The sequence below is a fragment of the Afipia sp. GW821-FHT14H12 genome (assembly GCF_058803465.1).
Map to the genome: position 1 here is coordinate 644907 of NZ_JBXAOZ010000001.1, position 21099 is coordinate 666005.

At 59.3% G+C, this 21099-nt stretch carries 21 protein-coding genes; 11 read left to right on the forward strand and 10 right to left on the reverse strand.

Translation table 11 applies throughout. The features are described 5' to 3' along the window. Positions 1-635 precede the first annotated feature (635 nt). The 11 genes from AC1RNA_RS03205 to AC1RNA_RS03255 all read left to right on the forward strand — a co-directional run bounded on the left by AC1RNA_RS03205 (position 636) and on the right by AC1RNA_RS03255 (position 12914). Positions 636-1013 (forward strand): SPW repeat protein, encoded by a 378-nt coding sequence (locus AC1RNA_RS03205; RefSeq protein WP_492950224.1) that lies wholly within the window; start codon positions 636-638, stop codon positions 1011-1013. A gap of 820 nt (positions 1014-1833) precedes the next feature. Next, positions 1834-2388: a sigma-70 family RNA polymerase sigma factor gene (locus AC1RNA_RS03210; RefSeq protein WP_492950225.1), complete on the forward strand. Its 555-nt coding sequence runs from the start codon at positions 1834-1836 to the stop codon at positions 2386-2388. Continuing rightward, a complete protein-coding gene (locus AC1RNA_RS03215) occupies positions 2385-3026 on the forward strand; it encodes an NrsF family protein (protein ID WP_492950226.1) in 642 nt (213 codons plus the stop codon). Before AC1RNA_RS03210 ends, AC1RNA_RS03215 begins: the two co-directional genes overlap by 4 nt. 604 nt (positions 3027-3630) lie before the next feature. Continuing rightward, entirely contained in the window at positions 3631-3891 is a 261-nt protein-coding gene (locus AC1RNA_RS03220; protein ID WP_492950227.1) for a hypothetical protein, read from the forward strand. A 311-nt stretch (positions 3892-4202) separates the two neighbouring features. Beyond that, on the forward strand, positions 4203-5717 hold the full coding sequence (locus tag AC1RNA_RS03225; RefSeq protein WP_492950228.1) for an efflux RND transporter periplasmic adaptor subunit: 1515 nt from the start codon (positions 4203-4205) through the stop codon (positions 5715-5717). After that, positions 5714-8914, forward strand: a complete 3201-nt coding sequence (locus tag AC1RNA_RS03230; protein ID WP_492950229.1) for an efflux RND transporter permease subunit — start codon at positions 5714-5716, stop codon at positions 8912-8914. The genes AC1RNA_RS03225 and AC1RNA_RS03230 overlap by 4 nt, the downstream gene beginning before the upstream one ends. A gap of 150 nt (positions 8915-9064) precedes the next feature. Further along, the gene (locus tag AC1RNA_RS03235; RefSeq protein ID WP_492950230.1) at positions 9065-9457 is read left to right on the forward strand and encodes a copper-binding protein; all 393 of its coding nucleotides are present in this window, start codon (positions 9065-9067) and stop codon (positions 9455-9457) included. Positions 9458-9575: 118 nt separating this feature from the next. Next, positions 9576-11003 (forward strand): multicopper oxidase family protein, encoded by a 1428-nt coding sequence (locus AC1RNA_RS03240; protein WP_492950231.1) that lies wholly within the window; start codon positions 9576-9578, stop codon positions 11001-11003. 26 nt (positions 11004-11029) lie between these two features. Beyond that, positions 11030-11473: a DUF411 domain-containing protein gene (locus AC1RNA_RS03245; RefSeq protein ID WP_492950232.1), complete on the forward strand. Its 444-nt coding sequence runs from the start codon at positions 11030-11032 to the stop codon at positions 11471-11473. A gap of 92 nt (positions 11474-11565) precedes the next feature. Continuing rightward, a complete protein-coding gene (locus tag AC1RNA_RS03250; protein WP_492950233.1) occupies positions 11566-12555 on the forward strand; it encodes a hypothetical protein in 990 nt (329 codons plus the stop codon). Positions 12556-12557: 2 nt separating this feature from the next. Beyond that, a complete protein-coding gene (locus AC1RNA_RS03255) occupies positions 12558-12914 on the forward strand; it encodes a copper resistance CopC family protein (protein ID WP_492950234.1) in 357 nt (118 codons plus the stop codon). A gap of 76 nt (positions 12915-12990) precedes the next feature. Here the strand turns inward: AC1RNA_RS03255 and copD are convergent, their stop codons facing one another. The 10 genes from copD to AC1RNA_RS03305 all read right to left on the reverse strand — a co-directional run bounded on the left by copD (position 12991) and on the right by AC1RNA_RS03305 (position 21099). Then, positions 12991-13926 carry a copper homeostasis membrane protein CopD gene (copD, locus tag AC1RNA_RS03260; protein ID WP_492950235.1) on the reverse strand — a complete coding sequence of 312 codons (936 nt, stop codon included), beginning with the start codon at positions 13924-13926 and terminating at the stop codon, positions 12991-12993. Then, positions 13926-14291 (reverse strand): copper homeostasis periplasmic binding protein CopC, encoded by a 366-nt coding sequence (gene copC / locus AC1RNA_RS03265; protein ID WP_492950236.1) that lies wholly within the window; start codon positions 14289-14291, stop codon positions 13926-13928. The genes copD and copC overlap by 1 nt, the downstream gene beginning before the upstream one ends. A gap of 29 nt (positions 14292-14320) precedes the next feature. Next, a complete protein-coding gene (locus AC1RNA_RS03270; RefSeq protein WP_492950237.1) occupies positions 14321-14521 on the reverse strand; it encodes a multicopper oxidase domain-containing protein in 201 nt (66 codons plus the stop codon). A gap of 148 nt (positions 14522-14669) precedes the next feature. Next, complete coding sequence (locus tag AC1RNA_RS03275) at positions 14670-15872, reverse strand: OpgC family protein (RefSeq protein ID WP_492951172.1); 1203 nt, start codon at positions 15870-15872, stop codon at positions 14670-14672. Between the two features lie 119 nt (positions 15873-15991). Next, on the reverse strand, positions 15992-16297 hold the full coding sequence (locus AC1RNA_RS03280; RefSeq protein WP_492950238.1) for a copper-binding protein: 306 nt from the start codon (positions 16295-16297) through the stop codon (positions 15992-15994). Positions 16298-16314: 17 nt separating this feature from the next. Beyond that, complete coding sequence (locus tag AC1RNA_RS03285) at positions 16315-17412, reverse strand: lipid II:glycine glycyltransferase FemX (protein WP_492950239.1); 1098 nt, start codon at positions 17410-17412, stop codon at positions 16315-16317. Between the two features lie 4 nt (positions 17413-17416). Continuing rightward, on the reverse strand, positions 17417-17899 hold the full coding sequence (locus AC1RNA_RS03290) for a cupredoxin domain-containing protein (protein ID WP_492950240.1): 483 nt from the start codon (positions 17897-17899) through the stop codon (positions 17417-17419). A gap of 48 nt (positions 17900-17947) precedes the next feature. Continuing rightward, entirely contained in the window at positions 17948-19318 is a 1371-nt protein-coding gene (locus AC1RNA_RS03295) for a multicopper oxidase family protein (RefSeq protein ID WP_492950241.1), read from the reverse strand. A gap of 11 nt (positions 19319-19329) precedes the next feature. Then, entirely contained in the window at positions 19330-20790 is a 1461-nt protein-coding gene (locus AC1RNA_RS03300; RefSeq protein WP_492950242.1) for a TolC family protein, read from the reverse strand. A gap of 9 nt (positions 20791-20799) precedes the next feature. After that, positions 20800-21099: a hypothetical protein gene (locus AC1RNA_RS03305; RefSeq protein WP_492950243.1), complete on the reverse strand. Its 300-nt coding sequence runs from the start codon at positions 21097-21099 to the stop codon at positions 20800-20802.

Consider the following 21099-nt stretch of genomic DNA (forward strand, 5'->3'; position numbering starts at 1 on the left):
TACACAGTCCGGCAAACGGATAACTCTAATCGCTCAACAAACATATGAGCATTCGTCTCAGCCGATTCTCGTCTAACGGCTATTCCTCGTCGCAGTCGGCGGAAGACGAAAACAAACTAACACCCGCCCCCGCCGGTCTCGTCACGGCCTTTGCCTTTAGCTGCCTGGCCGAATTCCGTCTTCACCTGCTTGGCGGGCTCGATACCATTATGTTGTGGCGCGGCTCGAGGGAATGGCACGCCGCACATACCTTGAAATCGCGTTGTCCCTGATCAAACGTCACTCAGTTGCATCATGCTTCACCTCATTTGCCGGGCTACGGAATGCGCCACCGACGTCATCATGACGAACTTGGACGAACATCGAGCCTCACAAGCCGACGTTGTCGTTGATCACGGCGACATATCGATGGGAGGCCGCAACCTTCCTCGGGGCGGCGGGCAATCTCGCCCAACCGCGAATCCAGCTCATCGCCTTTGACACCAATTCGGACGAAGAGGCCGAACGGTTACAAGCAGCATCGAATTTGCAATCGGGAGGTCTCCGCAACATACGCGTTGAAAGAATGGAACATTTAAGGAAACGAGACTATACTCTTCACAGCTGTTGCGTGGCCTTCGTGAAGGGAGGTCGACATGAGTAGGCGAAATCGAAAGACGGAAGCCTTCATCGATTTCATCAATTTCGCATTGGGCGGGTTCTTGATCCTGTCGCCATGGTTATTCGGGTTCAAGTCGCAACTCGGATGGCACACATCATGGATGGCGGGTACTGCCATAGTCGTCATCGCCCTCTTTTCGATCGCCGATCTGTTCGACTCGGTTTCCATTCCAGCGATGTTTGAGTCGGAAGAATGGATCAATCTCACGATCGGCTCCTGGCTGGCGATATGTCCCTGGATCCTCAGCTTCAACGACGATGTCATGGCGATGCAGGTGCATCTTGCGGTGGGCGGCGTCCTCGCAACCATCGCCGCAATCGAACTTTGCATACTGAATCGCCATCCCGCATAAAAGATTCACAATGCGGCTTCGTTCCGGAGGGGCGCCGTCATGCAACGGCGATGGGCACACCCGGGAATCAGTTCAACGAAGGCTTGCGCCGTTCATAAGATCGTACGTTCGTTCGCACGACCACATGCCCGTTTTCGGTCCGCCGCGATAGCTGCAAGCTTTCGGGCGCGACCGCAAGGCACCGACCCAGCCGCCGCGCGAGACTGCGGGAGCCGTCCGCTCCGCGGGCTTGGCTCGGAGAGCCGAACCCATTTCGATCCCATCCGTGTGCGCCAAGCTTGGCGATGCGGCAGCGATCAGCAACAGCGACAGAAATGCAATCCGGCTTGATTTACCCATTTTCGTCTCCCGGTTCGGCTTGATCGTCAGATCCTGAATGGATCGCATGTTGATGAGTTCGAACGAGAGATCGCACGGGTTACAGGTCAAGGAGATGTGAGCGCGACCGCATACCTTGGAGCCGGGCGGAAGCGGCGACCGAGACGTGCCCCTCTTGCAGCTTCCTTATTCTTCAGATCCGGGTCTAGGCCGGATAACGCCGACAGCGAGGTCTATCGCCACAAGCGCCGTCTTCATCCAGAACCATTCGCAGAACTACCCGATGGCCGATGGCTTCGTTGCGATGCCGCAGCTTGCCCCCGCCAAAGGCACGCTATAGTCCTGGGTAGGATCGAAGCGTTGAATGGTCTGATCGTGCAGCCATGCCGATGTGCTTTCTTTTTGTGATGTCTCTTGACCTCCGCCTGTCGCGGTCACTGCACTCACGATCCCGTGAGCGTGTAACCGCGGGCATTCTCCGTTCGAATCCAATGAGGGGAAGATGACAAAGGAGTCCGACCTCAAAGCACTCATGATGGCGAGCATTGAGGGCGATTCCAATGCGCATCGATCGCTGCTGACTGCTTTGAGCGGACATCTGCGAAGCTACTACAAGAGCAGGCTTTTGCGATCCGGGCGCACGGCCGAAGAAACTGAAGACCTCGTGCAGGAGGCCTTGATCGTCATCCATACGCAACGTCACACTTACGATCCGGAGCAACCGCTGACGCCGTGGGTGTACGCCATTGCCCGCTACAAGCTGATCGACCATTTGCGACGCACCAGAACCACGACGGCGGACGTACCGTTAGAAAACGCCGACAACATCCTGGCATCGGACGACAATGCCGCCGCAGAAAGCCAATTCGACCTTTCCAAACTACTGGAAAGGTTGCCGGAACGAATGAGACTTTCGCTCCAATACGTGAAACTCGAAGGCTTGAGCGTAGCAGAGGCCGCCGATCGTAGCGGGATGTCGCAATCCGCCGTCAAAGTGAATGTTCACCGTGGGTTAAAGATACTCACCGCGTTAATTGCTCGGGAGACAAAGACGTGAAAACCAACGAATTGATTTCCATGCTTAGCTCGCAGGTCGATCCGGTCGATACGCGAGAGGTCGTCCGGAATGTCCGGATTGCAATCTTGATAGGAGCCGCGGCATCCCTGCTGGTGGTGGTTTTTGTCCTTGGCGTTCGCACCGACCTCTATGAAATGCACGCCCAAGTCTTCCTGGTCGCGAAACTGTCCTTCAGTTTGTCGGTCGTGATTTTGGCCTCGCATTATCTGGTCAAGTTCATCCGCCCCGGCGGCGAATTCCAGGTCCAGTTCGTCCTCACCGTCCTGCCGTTTCTCGCCGCCATGATCATCGCGGCCATGAGTCTTGCCACGGCACCACGGTCACACTGGGAGACCATGGTGTTCGGCAGTTACTGGCTCGAATGCCTAATCGCCGTCCCTACGGTGGCGGTCGTACCATTCACCACAATCATGGCGGCAGTCCGCCTCGCGGCCCCGACGGATTTGGTCCACACCGGTGCGCTGGCCGGGCTGGTCGCGGGTGGCGTCAGCGCGACCGCCTATGCTTTGCATTGCATGGATGATCTGCTTCCCTTCATTGCGCTCTGGTATGGGGGCACGATCGTTTTGTGTACGGTCGCCGGCGCCGTGCTGGGCCCCAAACTGCTGCGTTGGTAAGGCTGGCATTGGCCGCGCTGGCAGTACCCGGTGGACTGACCAAATTCTTACTCCATCCATACCAACGTGAGTGCTGAAGGTCGCGGAGGCGCTTATGAGCGCAGCCACGAAGGAAGACGGCACATCACCTGTTTGTCCGCGTCGAGAAAATCGCTCGATTTCACGAGAGCGTGAGCTTGTAACCGGCATACGCCCCTTCGCGAACTAATGAATGACACTCGCCTCTTAAGCAGGCGCCTGAGGTGCAGGTGTCGTGCCGGGCAGGAGAAGTGACTATGACATGCTTGACGTCGGCCTTGGATCGACGAGATCTGCGCCGTCGGATTCCCGGCGCGTTTGGTTTTCGCAACCGCACGCCGTCGCTGGTTCTAGCCGCATCCGCGTTGCTTGCCGGAGCCGCGCTCGGTTGGCCGTGGCTCGTTGCGTCGGGCATCGGACCGTTCCTGCTGCCAGCGCTCCCCTGCCTGGCGATGTGCATCGTGCACGTATGTTCTCGTGGCAATGTCTCGGGATGCAACCGACGTGAAGCGTCGCAGTCTGCACCAAACCGCACCGCACCTCGCGTTGACCATTGACGCGAGCCATTCTTTGGAAAGGCTTCAAGATGAAGGTCCCCACTCTCATCCCGCTCGCATTGATGGCGTCCGTGGCGGTTTCCGCCGCCGTCCAGGCGGACGAAACGTCAACGCCACCGAAGAACCCAACGGAAACCAATCAATCCATGATGGGCAACGGCTCACAGGGAATGATGAACATGATGGGCCAAATGCAGCAAATGATCGAAAGCTGCAATCATATGATGAAATCCAGCAACGAGCGTCACGACAAGCAGAATACCCCGCAACAAAAAGACGGTCGCGGATGAAACTAGCTGCCGTGGATCGCTCCTCCTCCGCAACGATCATTCTCGCTGCACGAGAGACCACTTGGGCGAAGCTTTCACGTCGTCGTGAACCTGTAACCGGTTCGGTATTCGGCGCGAACTAACCGATAGCTCGTCTTGCCGACGAACTATCTCTAGTCCGGGCAATGGTTCGTCGGGATTGAAGGATCGTCAGATCATCCTGGGCGGAGGTGACGGCGCGCGTTCGCCTCCTGAAGGCGATCTTCGTCGAGCGACCGCCACAGGGTCCAATTGCATTCTTCCGCGCAAGCGGCGTCAGGGGCACACCATTGATGGACAAGTTGACGAATTACCATCCATTCGAGGATGGACATGTAACGCGCCACGCCCGACCCGGAAGATCGACCGCGAAACGGATCGTCCTCGTTGCTCTTGCAACAAGTGCACTTGTCGCAATGCTGGGGGTTGGCTATCGACTAGGCCACTCTAACCAAACGTTGCCGGGCTGGGTCCCGCTTCGTGTCGCAGCCCTCCTCGGATCCCAGTCCGCCAAGGTCGCGGCAACCGGTCCGATCATTTACTACCGCGACCCCGACGGCAAGGCGCTCTATACCAAGAACGCTAGGACGACACCGGACGGGCGTCCGTATATCGCAGTCCATGCCGGCGAAGACGTCAGCTTCGATAACCCTTCGGAAACTGCGGCGCCAACCCAGGACGCCGGAGCCAAGCGGATTCTATTCTATCGCAATCCGATGGGCCTGCCCGACACCTCTCCCGTTCCGAAGAAGGACTCGATGGGGATGGACTACATCCCCGTGTACGAAGGTGAGAACGACGCCTCCACGATCCAGATTTCACCGGGCAAGCTGCAGCGCACCGGCGTCCGATCGGAACCTGCCTCCCTGCGCACCGTGACACGGCCCATTCGTGCGCCCGGAACGATCAAGCTCGATGAGCGACGCGTGGCCGTCGTCTCGTTGCGAGCACAGTCGTTCATCGAGAGCGTCGAGAACGTCACGACAGGCGATCACGTCACCAAGGGGCAACCGTTACTGAGACTATATTCGCCGGACGTGGCGGCTGCGGGTGCCCAATACCTATCCATCGTCAGCGACAGCGGTGGAACGGCCAATCTTGCTGGGCGCAAGCAACTAATCGAGGGCGCACGGCGGCGGCTCGAGAACCTAGCCGTACCCGCCAACGTGATCGCCGAAATCGATCGCACCAAAACGGTCCCGCTGACCATAACCTGGACGGCCCCGCGCGATGGCGTGATCCTGGAACGAACGGCGATCGAGGGCATGCGGGCGATGCCGGGCGACGTGCTGTTTCGGCTGGCCGACACCTCCGTGATCTGGGTGATCGCCGACGTCGCCGAGCAGGATATTGACGCGGTGAAGATCGGCGCGGCAGCGACGATCAAGCTCCGGAGTCTCCCGGGTCGGGAGTTTAAGGGATCCGTCGCCTTAATCTACCCCCAGGTAAACACGCAGACGCGAACCACAAAGGTTCGTATCGAACTTCCGAACTCCGATGGCATTCTGCTTCCAGATATGTTCGCGGACGTTGAGATTGCGAGTGGCGCCGAAGCTCCCGTGGTTGCCGTCCCCAACGGAGCGGTCATCGACACGGGTACGCGGCAAGTGGTGATTATCGACAAAGGCGAAGGCCGTTTTGAACCTCGCGAGGTCAAGGTCGGTACGCATGGCGAAAACTTCACGGAGATACGCAACGGTGTCCACGAAGGCGATCGCGTCGTCGTTGCCGCCAACTTCCTGATCGATGCCGAAAGCAACCTAAAATCGGCCTTGCAGGCATTTACAGAGGGAGAAAAATCGAAATGATCGCCCGCCTGATCGCCTGGTCGGCGCGGAATCTCATGCTCATCCTGATCGGGACGGTGTTCGCGGTCACAGCGGGGATTTATGCGCTGCGCACCCTGCCACTCGACGCCATTCCCGATCTCTCCGACGTGCAGGTCATCGTCTATACGGAATATCCGGGGCAAGCGCCGCAGGTCGTCGAGGATCAGGTAACCTATCCGTTGACGACCGCCATGTTGACGGTGCCGAAATCGAAGGTGGTGCGGGGCTTCTCGTTTTTCGGCGTGTCCTTCGTTTACGTCATCTTCGAGGACGGCACGGACCCCTACTGGGCGCGCAGCCGCGTGTTGGAATATCTCAACACCGTAGCGCGCCGGCTTCCTGCCGGCGTGACACCCACTCTTGGACCCGACGCAACCGGCGTGGGCTGGGTCTACCAGTACGCCGTCGTGGCCAAGAACATGACCCTTGCCGAACTACGGTCGGTGCAGGACTGGATCGTTCGGTACGGCATTTCCAAAGCCGAAGGCGTCGCGGAAGTGGCCAGCGTCGGCGGCTTCGTCAAGCAATACAACATCGTCGTCGATCCGCAGAAATTGCGCGCTCAAGGCATTTCCCTAGACAAGCTTCGCAGCGCCGTCCGGGCCAGCAACATGGATGTCGGCGGGCGCACCGTGGAGCTGTCCGAGTTTGAATTCGTCGTCCGCGGCCGTGGCTACCTCAGAGGCATCGAGGACATCGAGAACATCGTTCTGAAGACTGATGCGGGCGCTCCGCTTCGATTGCGGGATGTTGCGCGCGTCGAACTTGGTCCTGACGAGCGCCGCGGCATTACAGAACTCAACGGCGACGGCGAAGTCGTCAGCGGTATTGCGCTGCAACGGTTCGGCGCCAATGCCCTCACCGTGATCGACAACGTCAAGGCGCGTCTTACGGAGATCGCCTCAAGCCTGCCCAAGGACGTCGAGATCATCCCAGTCTACGATCGTTCCGAACTCATCAAAGCTGCCATTAAGACGCTCAAGGGCACCCTGCTCGAAGAGAGCATCATCGTTGCCTTGGTTTGCTTTGTCTTCCTGCTTCACCTGCGCAGCGCCCTCGTCGCCATCCTAATGCTTCCCGTCGGCATCCTGATGGCGTTCGCGGCCATGAAATTCATGGGGCTTGGCGCCAACATCATGAGCCTGGGCGGTATCGCCATCGCGGTCGGCGCCATGATCGACGCGGCGATCGTAATGATCGAAAATGCGCACAAGCACCTGGAGCGCGCGGAGCCGGGCACGCCGCGGACACAAATCCTCATCGATGCGGCGAGCGAAGTCGGACCGTCGCTGTTCTTCAGTTTGTTGGTAATCACCGTCTCGTTCCTGCCGATCTTTACCCTCGAGGCGCAGGAAGGACGCATGTTCGGGCCGCTCGCCTACACCAAAACCTTCTCGATGGCCGCGGCCGCCTTACTCTCCATCACGCTGGTGCCTGCCCTGATGGTCGTCTTCGTCCGCGGGCACATCATCTCGGAACACAAGAATCCAGTGAACAGGTTCCTGATCTGGGTCTATCGCCCGGTGATCCGGTGGGTTCTCAAAGCGAAGACATTGACGATCGTGCTTGCGCTGGCGGCGCTGGCGGTGACGATCTGGCCCGCCCGCCAACTCGGCAGCGAGTTCATGCCACCCCTCAATGAAGGCACCCTGATGTACATGCCGACAACGCTGCCCGGCCTGTCCATCACCAAGGCTGCTGAGCTGTTGCAGACCCAGGATCGCATCATCAAGTCATTCCCCGAAGTTGCGTCGGTCTATGGCAAAGCGGGCCGCGCCTCGACCGCCACCGATCCGGCCCCTACCGAAATGTTCGAGACCATCATCAATTTGAAGCCGAAGTCGGAATGGCGCTCGGGCGTGACGATCGACAGCCTCAAGGCCGAGATGGACAAGGCGCTGCAGTTTCCGGGTGTCTCGAATGCGTGGACGATGCCGATCCGCGCCCGCATCGACATGCTGTCGACCGGAATCCGCACGCCCGTCGGGATCAAGATTTTCGGCAAGGATCTTGCGGAAATGGAAACGATCGCCCGCGAAGTCGAAGGGGTGGTCAGATCGGTGCCTGGCACCTCAAGCGCCTATGCCGAGCGTGTGATTGGCGGATATTATCTCGAGATCATCCCCGATCGGATGGCGCTCGGACGCTACGGGTTGACGATCAGCGACGTCCAGGACGTGATCGCCACGGCGCTAGGCGGCGAAACCGTCACCACGACGGTCGAAGGTCGGGAACGCTATTCTGTCAACATCCGGTATCCCCGCGCGCTGCGCTCCAGCCCGCAGACGATCAGCACCGACGTCCAGGTGCCACTGGCGTCCGGCGGGAGCGTCCCGCTCGGTCAAGTCGCCAGCGTGAAATTGACCCGCGGAGCCACGTCAATTCGCACCGAGAACGGGCAACTCGCGGTTTACATCTACGTCGACATTACCGGTCGCGATCTGGGCGGCTACGTCGCGGAGGCACAGCAGGCGGTCGCGCAGAAGGTAAAATTTCCGCCGGGTTATTACGTCTCCTGGAGCGGACAATTTGAATATCTGCAGCGCGCCGAAGCACGGCTCAAGATCGTCGTGCCGGTGACATTGCTGATCATCTTCCTGCTGCTCTATCTGAATTTTCGAGCACTGGCCGAAACCCTGATCGTGATGCTGTCGTTGCCGTTCTCGCTGGTCGGCGGCATCTGGCTGATGTGGTGGCTCGGCTTCAACATGTCGGTCGCGGTCGCCGTCGGTTTCATCGCACTTGCGGGCGTCGCGGCCGAGACCGGCGTCGTCATGCTGATCTATCTCGAGCAGGCGATGACCGAATTAAAAGCAGAGCGATCGGCAGCCGGCCAGCAATTCACGCGCGCCGACCTCTACGACGCCATCATGCTGGGCGCGGTGGACCGGGTGCGGCCCAAGATGATGACCGTCGTCGCGATCATGGCGGGCCTGGTGCCGATTCTGTGGAGCACGGGCACCGGTTCGGAGGTCATGCAGCGGATTGCCGTGCCGATGATCGGCGGCATGGTCTCGTCGACCGTGCTGACGCTCGTCGTCATTCCCGCGATCTTTGCGGTCGTTAAGGGGATTGGATTGCCCATTTCGCCTTGGCAGGACGGCGGAAAGCATGGCCCCAAGCCCCGGAGTTGGACGCCAGCGCTCGAACCGCACCGCGCGGAGAAAGTCGGGTGACGAAGATACGACATTACGAGAGTTGCCCGCCGGAAGCGGCGGCAATGCGAGCGAAGGCAGTCCGATCGGATTCAGTTCGTTCGCTCCAAACCTTGCGATCCACATCTGCCGTGGCGTCTGCAAATCGTCATCCCAAACAGGAGAATGTCTATGTATTTCGTCGATAACCGTTACCGTGCCACGCGTGCCGGAGCTCTCACCGCCACACTGTTGGGCGCGGCATTGACGCTGCAGACCGGCGTCGCATTCGCGCAAGGCGGCACGGGCATGTCCGACATGAAAAAGATGGCGCCGATGAGTGACGCGAAGGCCGCGAAGACCGCGACCGCCTCCGGCACGGTCACCGCGCTGAACGTCGCCGACCACAAGATCACCTTCGATCACGGTCCGATTCCGGCCATTAACTGGCCAGCCATGAAGATGGAGTTCGCCGCTGCATCGTCTGTCGACCTCTCAAAGGTGAAAACCGGCGACAAGGTGAATTTCACCCTGAGCGGCTCCGGCGACACCTATACTGTCCAGTCGATCACACCGGCGCCCTGACGGGTCCGGCAGCGGTCGGGACGGATCGCGACCTGGCCGCTGCCAAGCGGGAGGTGCTCGACAAGGCACCTTCCGCACCACCGCGCGGAACGTCCGCACTGATGAAAAGCCGATTTGCATGTCTTCACTCTGCAATTCAATGGTCGATCGACGAACGGTTTTACTAGCGGGTGCGGGCCTCGCCGCGGCCGGGGTGTTTCCGCACGCCGTGCACGCGGGAGCACCGCCCACGGAGCACAACCTCGTCGCGGCGATCACGCAGTCGCCAATCCTTGGCGAGAGGCGTCCCCGGACAGAGGTCTGGAGCTACAACGGCAGTATTCCGGGACCGGAAATCCGGGTTCGGCAGGGAAGCCCTGTTCGGATCATCGTGCGCAATGACCTGTCGGAGAGTACAACTGTCCATTGGCACGGCATACGGCTGCCCAACAACATGGACGGCGTGCCGGATCTGACGCAGCGTCCAATCGCTCCAGGCGAGACCTTTACATACGAATTCACGCCGCCGGACGCCGGGACATTTTGGTATCACTCACACAGCAACAGCCTGCAGCAGCTCGGCCGCGGATTGGCCGGCGCCTTCATTGTCGAAGCAGCGGAACGTTATCCTGTCGATCGCGATATCATCTGGATGTTTGCCGACTGGCGCCTCACCCCGGATGCGGAGATTGCGTCCGGATTCGGCAATGCCATGGAGGCGGCGATGTCCGGCCGCGTCGGCAACACCGTCACGGTAAATGGCTCGGTTTCGAGAGGCGAACAGGTTCATGCCGGCGAGCGGATTCGTCTGCGTCTGATCAATGGTGCGCTGGCGCGCATCATGGCGCTTCGATTCGAAGGCCATCATCCCGTGGTTATCGCCGTCGATGGCCAGCCCTGCGAGCCGCATCAACCCGCCGACGGTCGCCTCTTGCTGGGGCCGGCGATGCGCATCGACCTTGTGCTCGATTTGCGCGGCGAACCTGGACGTCGTTATGCCATCCGCGACGATTTCTACGAGGATCTTGCTTATACGGTCACCCATCTCAACTATAGCGCAACGGCGTCAGCGCGCGCGGCGCGCGACGATAGTTACGCCCCGCTTCCTGGCAATCCCTTGCCAGAACCCGATCTTACGCTCGCCGAACGGCATCCGATCAACTTGCAAGGCGGTATGATGGGCGGCGGCATGATGAGCGGAATGGGTGGCATGTCTGACATGGCTGATGATGTCAGCTGGAGCATCAACGGTCATTCCATGACCGGGGACGGCCAGGCCAACATGCCCCCGCTGCTGACCTTGCGCCAGGGTCACACCATCATGTTGACGATGCATAACCAGACCGCGTGGTGGCATCCGATGCACCTGCACGGTTACAGTTTTAAACTGCTGAGCCGCAACGGCGTTTCAGTTCCACATAACCAATGGGGAGATACCGTTCTCCTCGCCCCGAAAGATGCCGTTGACGTCCTCTTCGTCGCCGACAATCCCGGCAAGTGGATGTTGCATTGTCACATCACGGACCATCAGGTGTCGGGAATGATGTCCGTCCTGCAGGTGGGTTAAAACGCCGAAGACCAAGGAGAATGACCATGAACAGACGCACTTTCTGCCTGGCCACTGCTGCCGCGCTGGTTGGATTGCCGCTCGCAGCGCATGCCGAGACACTCCACGCCACCTTGTATAAAAATCCACAATGCAGTTGTTGCGAGGGCTACGCTGCCTACCTTCGCGACAATGGGTTTGACGTCGAAGTCAAACCCACCAATGACCTTGCCCAGATCAGTCGCAAAGCCGGGATCCCGGAGAACCTGCAGGGCTGTCATACCATGTTCGTCAATGGCTACGTCGTTGACGGACATGTGCCGATCAAGACGATCCGTAAACTTCTGACCGAAAGGCCCTCGATCGCCGGCATCACGCTGCCGGGTATGCCGACCGGGTCTCCAGGGATGGTGGGCCAGAAGAAAGGACCGTTTACGATTTATGCCATCGCCAAGGATGGGACGGCGCCAACCGTTTATGCGACCGAATAACACAAAAAGAGATTATTCTGTACACCGACTGGCGACCGCGTTCCATGCATTGTTTCAACGTTAGCAGGGGAATATCAATGACTTCCCGTCTTTTGCGTGCAGCCCTGCCGGGACTCGCAATTGCGCTCATCCCTCCGACCGGGAGCATTGCCCATGAAATCGTCGGCAACCGCTTTTTTCCGGCAACCCTCGGCACCGATGATCCGGGAGTCAACGACGAACTGTCGGTGCCAACGGTGTCGGCCTTCAAGACCGGCGACGATCCCTCGGTCAAACAGCGCGACTTTTCCGGCGAGTTCTCCAAACGAATTACCGAGGCATTCGCAGTCTCATTCGGCTCCGCATACACGCATCTTGGTGCGTTCGGCGGGCCAACCGGGATCGGCGCAAACGGGTTTCAGAATCTGGAGACCACGTTCAAGTACCGCATGTTTAAGGACCCTGCCCATGAGTTCGTGATGTCGGCAGGCCTCAGCGTCGAATGGGGTGGAACGGGCGCGCGTAGCGTCGGCGCGGAGCAATTCAACACCTACACCCCGACGTTGTATTTCGGAAAAGGCTTCGGTGATCTTCCCGACACCATGTCGTGGCTGCGGCCGATCGCAGTTACCGGGCAGGTCGGCTACGCGATCCCGGGCAGACGTTCCACTACCGTCTTGGGAGTCGATCCTGGCACCAGCGCGCAGACGATCGATACTGAATTCCATCCGCAGGTGTTGGCGTGGGGCGGAACCGTGCAATACAGCATGCCGTACCTCAAATCCGCCGTCATCGATCTTAAGTTGCCGGATTTGATCAATCGGTTCATCCCGCTTGTCGAGGTAGCCTTCCAGACCCCGGTTGGCAATACTTTCACATCCGGGACGGGGACGACGGGGACGATCAATCCCGGATTCATCTGGGTCGGCAATACCTTTCAGATTGGCGTAGAGGCCTTGATCCCGATCAACCGACAGAGCGGGACGGCGGTTGGCGCGATTGCCCAACTGCACTTTTATCTCGACGATATCGATCCACGTGGCATCGGCAAGCCGATCTTCGGCAATGCCGTGCAACCCACCAGAATGTTCGGAGGAAATTGATCATGCGTCGCATTGCTTTGGCCGCGATGGTTCCTCTGCTGGTTCTGCTGGCCACTCGAGACGTCAGCGCACACGCGTCTCTCGATCATGCCGAGCCGCGCGTTGGCAACACTGTCGCGACGGCTCCACGCGAGGTCACGCTCTGGTTTACCCAGAAGATTGAAGCCGCCTTCAGTACCATCACCGTCGCCAACTCTGCCGGTCAACGCATCGATACCGGTAAAGTCCGTGTCAGTGGCAATCGGATGGCAATCTCGCTGCGGCCCGCTGGGGCGGGGACGTACCGTGTCAAGTGGCGCGTTCTTTCAGTCGACACGCACAGAGCGGATGGCGACTTCAGCTTCAAAGTCGGCCCGTAGGCAGCATGGCCCACTGATGGATTGGCTCGGACTGCAAACGATCCATCGATCATCCCTTTGCGTGAATCCATTGTCACTACCCGACAGCCGGCTGCATCATGCCGAGGATGCTCACCGCCAGGAGAACCGCCGACCCCAAGACCTGCTCTCCGAGCACATGGTTGCGCAGTCTTGCGGACCATCTTGTCAATTCCTCGGCCGTGTCCGTTCGGAGCTTGCGCATCGATGGTACCAGCCAGAACCGATTCGCGGCCGCGAGCGCGAGCATTCCGCCGAATAACACAAGCTTTCCGAGCAGGATTTGGCCGTACGGCGTGTCGAGCAATCCGGAAAACGATCCGATCAGAAACCAGCCGTTGACGAGGCCCGACCCGATCAACGCGGCGACCGCGACATATCCCATGCCGGAAAACCGCATCAGAATTCGATCCACGTCCTTCGGACCGACGTTCAGGTCCATCTCGAGGCTACGATGCAGGATCAGCGCTAGGAGAATGAGGCCGCCGAGCCAGGCTCCGGCGGCAAGAAGGTGCGCAGCGTCGGCAACAACGTGAATGACGCCTGCGCACCCTTCCTCGATCTGGGCATGCCCCGTCCCGGCCAGCGATGCCAAAAGGGCGGCAGCTAGGAACGGCATCATCCAATTTTCGTAATGCGCCGCCACTTTCGAACGGAGACCCCAAGCCGCCACGCCAACCGTGAAGCCCGCAAGAAGCATGCGCAGCGTCCAGACGTGACCGAAACCGGTGTCGTGGACGACCGTCCACACCGTCTCCGTATTGGCGAGATCGCTTATGTCGCCGCTCATGTTTGCGACCGTAAACGCGAACCAGCAAAGACCGCTCAACAAAGCTGCAATCGCGGTCCACAGAAGCACTCTCGCCCGCCAGCGGGCCAAAGCTTCCGGTTCGGCCCCTGCATATGCATAGAGCGGAAAGAACGACAGTCCTGCGAGCGTCGTCGTCGCCAGATAGTGCAGGAACCGCGCGATGACGAGTCCGACCTCGATCATCAGCGGGTCACGCTGAAGGAGTAAGTCCCCTTGACGCGATGGGTATCGTCCGAGACGGCGTGCCAATCGACTTTGTACTCGCCCGAAGCCAATTCCTCTTTCAGCGGCACCACCAATCGCTTCTTGTCAGCCGGATCCGCCTGGGGTTTTCCGGTTGCAATGGTTCGGCCAGCCTTGTCCTTGATTTCGATGCCGGAGAATTTCGGTATCACAACTTCATTGAAAGTGATCCTGATTACCTTCGGCGATGACATCGTTTCACCAGCGGCAGGTTCGGACTTCTCGAGTTGTGGATGAGCAAGGGCTGCTCCGCTTGAAAAGATTGCTGCGATCAATGCAATGATGGCCGTTGAAGTCTTCGACATTTGTTTTCCTGTTGTGGTGAAGGGAAATTTCATTTCACGTCGAGAACGAGCATCAGACCTCCACCGCCGTGCTGCTCGACATTATTGTTCGCCGTGTGATGCGGGATATGGCAGTGCACCAACCATTTGCCAGGCTTGCGGGCCCTCCAGTCGAATGCAACGTACGCCGTGGATGCGGCCGCGAGGACGAACCAGGCGATCCAGAAGTAGTCATATGGAAGGGCAATCATGGAGACCTCGCTCAAACCCAATCGCTGCACATGTGGACCATGGATCGCAGGCGTGCTCCCGGTTGCCTTTTAAACGCCCGAGCTGCCTCATCCTTCTTCCCAAGAAGGCCGCCGACGCCGTAAACCGCGATGACCAGTAGGGCATCATTCATTCTCCCTTTTCCGGCCTATCGCGGCGCGTGACCGATGCCTTGGGAGAACGCGCGTCAAGAGTTCGGGACCACGTCCGATAATACGCGACGGCCGTCATCAGTAAAATTCCGCCAACGCTCACTCCGATTTGGGTGAGCAGACGGTCCGAATACATCTCCAGAATGAAATGCCCGACGAACGACAGGAAAATCCCTGTACAGAACACCTCCAACGATCTCTGCCCGCACACGATGGCCGGGCGAGCCAGTTTTGAATCTAGACCTTTCCAGTTTCGCGGAACGAGGCGAACCACGATCACGGCAAGGGCCAGAAAGTGAAGGATCCGGTAGGGGGCAAGATTGGTTTTCTCACTGAGAACATCGAACATAGGCAACAACGTCGATAGGCCAAGGCGAGCGCCGACCGTCACGACAAACGCGAAAACCACGAAAGCCACGCTCGCGGTCAGGATCATTCGGGAGCGAGCCAACGCCTGTGCCCGGGAGGCGCCGCCCAATGCCGCCCAAGCGCCCATCGTGAACAGAAGCTGCCATGTGAAAGGATTGAAGTACCACCCGCCGGAAGGATGCGCAGGGAAATTCCAGCCGAAATGACGCGCCAATACGTAGACCATGATCGCCGCAGCCAGCGCCGCGTCCGGAGCTCGCATCATCAGCATCAGCAACGGCGCAAATCCAGCCATCAGCACGATGTACAAAGGCAGGACGTCCAGGTTGAGTGGCTTGAACTTGAGAAGAAGCCCTTGCGTGAGCGTCGCCACCGGTTGCTTGATGAGTCCGGCCACGTTGAACTCATCCAACAGGTGGGAATGTCCGTAGTCTTGCGCCACGTAACCGATGGCTGCAGCGTAGAACACGAACAACAAAACATGCGCCATATAAAGTTGCCACACCCGGCGGATCAGCAGTGCCGTCCCCGCAAGGTATCCCTGCGCGGCCATCCTGCGTGCATAGATAAACGCCGCCGTGTAGCCGGAAATGAACACGAAAACGTCCGCCGCATCGCTGAAGCCGTAGTTTCGCGTGGTCACCCAGGCAACCAAGTTGTTCGGAATGTGATCCAGGAAGATCGCCCAGTTCGCCAATCCACGGAACAGATCCAGCCGGAGATCACGCTTGGCGGGCGACGCTTCTCTCTCTTTTGCGATCGCTCTCTCCGTTGGCTTCGATATGGGCGGACGCGGCATGACGAGGCTCATCGCAGCCCCTGCGGTCTGGCGTAATTTTGTTCTGTTTCCAACGCTGTCACCTTCCATGCGAACTTCTACTCCGCCGCATTCGACGCCGCCGACGTAAGGCGGCGTCGAATTGTCGGGTGCTATTTCTGCTTCTCGATCTTGGTAACGGTGATACCAGCTGTTGCCCGCTCGGCCTGGAATTGCACCTTGTCTCCGACCTTGACCTGTTTGAGCATCGCCGGGTCTTGGACGCGGAACACCATCGTCATGCCGTCCTCGTCCATATCGAGGTTCTTGATCGGGCCGTGCTTCATGGTGATTTTGCCAGCGGACTCGTCGATCTTTTTGACTTCACCCTTCACCATGTCCGTCTGCGCCAATGCAGCGGAAGACGACAAGGCGAAAGCGATCGCGGCAATTCCCGCTATGATGTTGCGTGTTTTCATTTTTAACTCCTCTTCAGTTACTGCGCCTTCTCTCGGAAGGCCTTCTTTCCACGCTGCCAGCGCTGAACCGTGTTGCGCACGTCGCGGAGAACGAACAATCCTTTCACGATCACACGCGCGGTTACGTCAAGGCAGTAGTGAAAATCTTGGACGGCAAGCAAAACACCTCGTTTGCCCGCGAGCCCCTTTTTGAATTGCCGGATTCCCGGATCACCAGGACCGCCGAGTTCGTACCAGCGCACCTTTGCGTGTTCCCGCAGCCAACGCAGGGCGTGCCATTGCAGGACATATCCGGCGTTGAGTGAGGTGGCCTCGTCGCTGGTCGCTCCGAAGACGTAGTAGGCAAGATCGCCCACCACGCTGAACGCAATTCCGGCGATCGGCCTTCCCTTATGATACGCCAGCGCGATGCGCATCTTCATGCGCTCCGGAAGCCGCATCAGGTCCGGAATGGATGCTGGCAGATCGACGCCGGGATAATTCAAGTTCTTGCGCCGAACCATCTCGGCATAGATGTCCTGAAACGTCTTGATGTCGCCCGGAGCGTCACCGATTCGAACCTCGAGACCATGCGCAAGGCCCTTGCGGAGATTATAGCGCCATCGTTGATCCAGGCTCTTCTGCTGCTCCGCTTCGTCGAGCGATGCATCGACAAAATAGCGGTCAAGCATGGATGACGCGGAGCTTGCGAGGCCCATATCGGTCAGGATTTGCGCTTCGATTGGATAGAAGTCGGGATGTGGTCGCGGACGCACGACGAGGTAAAGCTTTCGTCGTCGGCAATATTCGTCCACCAAAGCTGCCACTGCTGTCCGATAACGCTCCGGGTCAGGCGCATCGTCGAAAGGGCGCCAGAACGGCGCGAAGCGAACAAGCGCCATGCCGCGACCGAGATAAGGCACGAGATAGAGACCAATCCTGGACCCCGCTGAGGGAATGCCTTCGCGCCGCAAAAGAATATGGCTCGAGCGCTCGCCCTGTTTCTTAGAGTCGTAAATTGCAGTCTGTTCGTAGTGGACGTCGGCAAAAGCCCCCATCGCCGTGTGCCAATTGTCGTCCGGCACACAGTCAATCAGGCGTTGCCCCATGGCATCTTCCTGCATGGTAAATGTCATCGATTCACTTGACGACGACCGTGCCGATCATTCCCGCTTCGCGGTGACCGGGGATCAGGCATGAATATTCGAATGTGCCGCTCTTTGTGAACTTCCAAACGATCTCGCCGGTCTTCTTCGACGCTAGGCGTATGCCGTTCGGATCGTCGTGCTCCATGTCCGGATTCTTCTTCATGGCCTCAGCGTGCTTCAGGTTTTCCGCAGTGGTAGCGAGAATGAACTCGTGCTCCAGCTCGCCATTGTTGCGAATCACAAACTTGACCTGTTCGCCTTTCTTCACTTCGATGTTGGCTGGCATGAACGTCATCTTGCCGTCGGGTTCACCCATCGTGACCTGAATGATCCGTGCGGGCTTTGTCGCATCTCCGGGTTCACCAGCCGAATAGGTCTCATCGTGATGTCCGGCGGGTCCTGGTCCGGCCCATGCCGACGCCGAAATAAGCATGGTGGCGAACAATGCGACGCCGGTTCGATGAAGTGCTTTCATGTCAATCTCCTTGGTTGGATTACAATTCGTTTTTGCATTGTCGTCAGTTCACATCCCTTTCATCTTCATGCCCTTCATGCCTTTCATCTTTGCGGCGCCCGCATCGTTTTTGCCGTTCTCCGGTCGGACCGGCTCCGCGGCCGGAGCATCGACTTCATATGCGACGGTGCCGGGCGGATTCTTGTAGGGCCCGGGATCGCTGTAATCGTCGCGGGCCATGCCTTCGCGGATCTTCATCACCGTAAACATCCCGCCCATCTCGATCGGTCCGAATTGTCCGGTACCCGTCATCATCGGCAACGTGTTGTCCGGCGCGGGCATCTCCATCTCGCCCATCGCCATACCCGTCGATCCCATCACCATGGCGTCAGGCGCCAGCTTGCCGACCGCTTTCGCCAAGTCCTTCTTCGAGACACCGATCATGTTGCGCATGTCATGGCCCATGGCGTTCATGGTGTGATGCGACTTATGGCAGTGAAACGCCCAGTCGCCGGGATTGTCGGCGACGACGTCGAACGCGCGAACCGCGCCGACAGGTACGTCGGTCGTCGTCTCCGGCCATTGCGCGCTTTCAGGAACCCAGCCGCCGTCGGTGCAGCTGACGGCAAAGTGGTGTCCGTGGAGATGGATGGGGTGGTTGGTCATCGTGAGATTGCCGATCCGGACACGTACCCTATCGCCGAGACGGACTGGCAACGGATCGATCCCAGGAAACACCCGGCTATTCCAGGTCCACATGTTGAAGTTGGTCATCTCGTTGACCTTCGGCAGATAGGTGCCGGGATCGATGTCGTAGGTGCTCATGATGAAGACGAAGTCGCGATCCACAGGACGGAACGACGGGTCGCGGGGGTGCACGATGACCATCCCCATCATGCCCATTGCCATCTGCACCATTTCATCGGAGTGCGGGTGGTACATGAACGTCCCGCTGTTCTTCATCTCGAACTCGTAGACGAAGGTCTTGCCGGGCTTGATGTGTGGCTGGTTGAGCCCGCCGACGCCGTCCATGCCGTTTGGCACGATCATGCCGTGCCAATGCACGGTCGTATGTTCGGGTAGCTTGTTGGTGACGAAGATACGGACCTTGTCGCCTTCGACCGCTTCGATCGTCGGCCCCGGAGCCTGGCCGTTGTAGCCCCAAAGATACGCCTTCATGCCGTCGGCGAACTCTCGCACCACAGGCTCCGCGACAAGATGGAATTCCTTCCAGTCGCCGTTCATCCGCCAGGGCAGCGACCAACCGTTGAGAGTGACAACCGGGCGATAGTCCGGACCGCTGGTTGGATGCAGCGGCGGCTGCATCGTCACCTTGTCCATGATAGGTGCTTCCGGAATGTTCGCCGCCTGCACGCGGCCACTAACGGCGCTCGCGCTAACCAGCGCGGCCGTCCCGAGAAACCCTCTTCGCGATAGCATGTTAGCCTCCATCAATGGCCTCCGCCGCCGCCTGCCTGGGCGGTCGTCGTCGGACGGGACTCCGTCGGTGTTTCTCCAGAACCGCCGCCGTTGACGGCGGTCTGCAAGTCGGACTGTGCGAACCAGAAGGCGCGCTTGGCTTCGATGGCCGCACGCAACGAAGCAATGCGTTGACGCGCTTCCGTCAGCAGCGCGAAGACGTCGACCTGCATGCTTGAGAAGCGCAGTTGCATCTCTTCCGTGATGATCTTGCGCAGCGGCAGGACCTCGCGTTGATACTGGCTGGCAATTTCAAAGGACGAGCGATAGGTGCGATACGCGTCGCGCGCTTCGGACCGAACATTGACGGCCTTCTCGGTCAGACGGTTAAAAGCCCGGTTGTAGGTCTCCGCGGCCTGCCGGACTCTCACCTCGCCGCCATCGAAGATCGGAATCTGGAACTGGATGTCAAATCCGCGTTCGCGGAATGGTGCACCTTCCGGATCGCGTGTCTTCCGATCGATGCCGGCTATATCCAGCATCGTGACGAATCGGCTGGCTTTGGTGAGGTTCAGGGATTTCGCAAGCGCGTCGAGTTCGACGCGGGCGACCTGCAGATCGATACGGTGTTCAACGGCGTCGACCTCAATGCGCGGCAAGGTTCGCGGGCGTGGCGGCAAGGCCGGTAGGTGGCTCGGCAGTTTGAAATTCAGGTCGCCGCCCCACAGGCCCAACAGCCGCGCCAGAACTTCGCGCGAACTCGTCGCCTCCTGACGCAGCGTCGCAAGGTCCGCCGTGGTTTCCGCATAGAAGACCTGCTCGCGTGCCTGATCGAGCTTGTTGAGGGAGCCGGTCTCGCCAAGCTTCTTCGACAATTGCGCGGTGGATTCGGCGGTGGCCTTGGCGTCGCTGAGAAGGCCGACCAGTTCGTTCGCGGCTACCGCGCGGTAGTAAGCACGTCTGACGTCGGCGGCAAGGCGGAGTGTTTCCAGTGCGGCGCGAAGCTGTGCCTGACGGAAGCGCTGTTTCGCGATTTCGGATCGGAACGGCAGCGTCGCAAGTGCGAGGATATCTCCCACGACCTGGCGCTCAATCTCGGTGGCGCCGTTGCCCGAAATGCGCGAGACCGAGAACGTCGGATTGGGCGGCAGACTTTCCTGGACACGATCGGCTTCCGCCAAGGCCAATTCATTGTATGCAGCCTGCAAGCCGCGATTGTTAAGCAGCGCAACCTGAACGGCAGTATCGACGTTGAGCGTCCGGCGCAGCAGTTGCTTCACAGCAGCATCCGCACGCTGTGCCTCATCCACGGAGTGGATCGCGATCACGTCCTTCTTGATCGTATGATCGGCGACATCGGCGACGACGCCCATTCCACGATCCGGCGAGAACGTCGCACAACCGGAAAGAAGGAGGGAAACGGTCAGCGCCAACGCCGACCGATTGTTTCGGAGGAGGCTCTGATGCGGCGGCACGCCACGGATAATTTTCATGACGCGCTCCTAATGCTCGTGGCCGGATTTCGGTGACGGGGCGACGCGCTGGTTCTGCTCCGTCCAGCCGGTAGGCGTGGTCGGGCGAAGGCTGGTATAAGGAGCGACGGTCGACCGGTAGCCGACGCCCGCGACTCTTGCCCCGGCATCAGCGGGGTCTGCGCCGACGAGCGGCACTGTCGGTACCGTGCAGCCGCCCAGTGTGATGGCTGCCAAAACCACCCCTGCGAATGCCCTAAATGTTCTTCCGAATATTCCGCACACCACCGAACCAACGGCGGCGACGATCGCCCCAATTTGCGCTGACAT

Excerpts from the sequence above, each read along its gene's own strand:
- AC1RNA_RS03220 (WP_492950227.1), top strand. The coding sequence starts at position 3,631 with ATGAAGGTCCCCACTCTCATCCCGCTCGCATTGATGGCGTCCGTGGCG.
- copD (WP_492950235.1), bottom strand. The coding sequence starts at position 13,926 with ATGATCGAGGTCGGACTCGTCATCGCGCGGTTCCTGCACTATCTGGCG.
- AC1RNA_RS03280 (WP_492950238.1), bottom strand. The coding sequence starts at position 16,297 with ATGAAAACACGCAACATCATAGCGGGAATTGCCGCGATCGCTTTCGCC.
- AC1RNA_RS03205 (WP_492950224.1), top strand. The coding sequence starts at position 636 with ATGAGTAGGCGAAATCGAAAGACGGAAGCCTTCATCGATTTCATCAAT.
- AC1RNA_RS03245 (WP_492950232.1), top strand. The coding sequence starts at position 11,030 with ATGAACAGACGCACTTTCTGCCTGGCCACTGCTGCCGCGCTGGTTGGA.
- AC1RNA_RS03295 (WP_492950241.1), bottom strand. The coding sequence starts at position 19,318 with ATGCTATCGCGAAGAGGGTTTCTCGGGACGGCCGCGCTGGTTAGCGCG.
- AC1RNA_RS03240 (WP_492950231.1), top strand. The coding sequence starts at position 9,576 with ATGTCTTCACTCTGCAATTCAATGGTCGATCGACGAACGGTTTTACTA.
- AC1RNA_RS03235 (WP_492950230.1), top strand. The coding sequence starts at position 9,065 with ATGTATTTCGTCGATAACCGTTACCGTGCCACGCGTGCCGGAGCTCTC.
- AC1RNA_RS03290 (WP_492950240.1), bottom strand. The coding sequence starts at position 17,899 with ATGAAAGCACTTCATCGAACCGGCGTCGCATTGTTCGCCACCATGCTT.
- AC1RNA_RS03225 (WP_492950228.1), top strand. The coding sequence starts at position 4,203 with ATGGACAAGTTGACGAATTACCATCCATTCGAGGATGGACATGTAACG.
- AC1RNA_RS03275 (WP_492951172.1), bottom strand. The coding sequence starts at position 15,872 with ATGAGCCTCGTCATGCCGCGTCCGCCCATATCGAAGCCAACGGAGAGA.
- AC1RNA_RS03285 (WP_492950239.1), bottom strand. The coding sequence starts at position 17,412 with ATGACATTTACCATGCAGGAAGATGCCATGGGGCAACGCCTGATTGAC.
- AC1RNA_RS03300 (WP_492950242.1), bottom strand. The coding sequence starts at position 20,790 with ATGAAAATTATCCGTGGCGTGCCGCCGCATCAGAGCCTCCTCCGAAAC.
- copC (WP_492950236.1), bottom strand. The coding sequence starts at position 14,291 with ATGTCGAAGACTTCAACGGCCATCATTGCATTGATCGCAGCAATCTTT.
- AC1RNA_RS03305 (WP_492950243.1), bottom strand. The coding sequence starts at position 21,099 with ATGTCAGCGCAAATTGGGGCGATCGTCGCCGCCGTTGGTTCGGTGGTG.
- AC1RNA_RS03270 (WP_492950237.1), bottom strand. The coding sequence starts at position 14,521 with ATGATTGCCCTTCCATATGACTACTTCTGGATCGCCTGGTTCGTCCTC.
- AC1RNA_RS03230 (WP_492950229.1), top strand. The coding sequence starts at position 5,714 with ATGATCGCCCGCCTGATCGCCTGGTCGGCGCGGAATCTCATGCTCATC.
- AC1RNA_RS03255 (WP_492950234.1), top strand. The coding sequence starts at position 12,558 with ATGCGTCGCATTGCTTTGGCCGCGATGGTTCCTCTGCTGGTTCTGCTG.
- AC1RNA_RS03210 (WP_492950225.1), top strand. The coding sequence starts at position 1,834 with ATGACAAAGGAGTCCGACCTCAAAGCACTCATGATGGCGAGCATTGAG.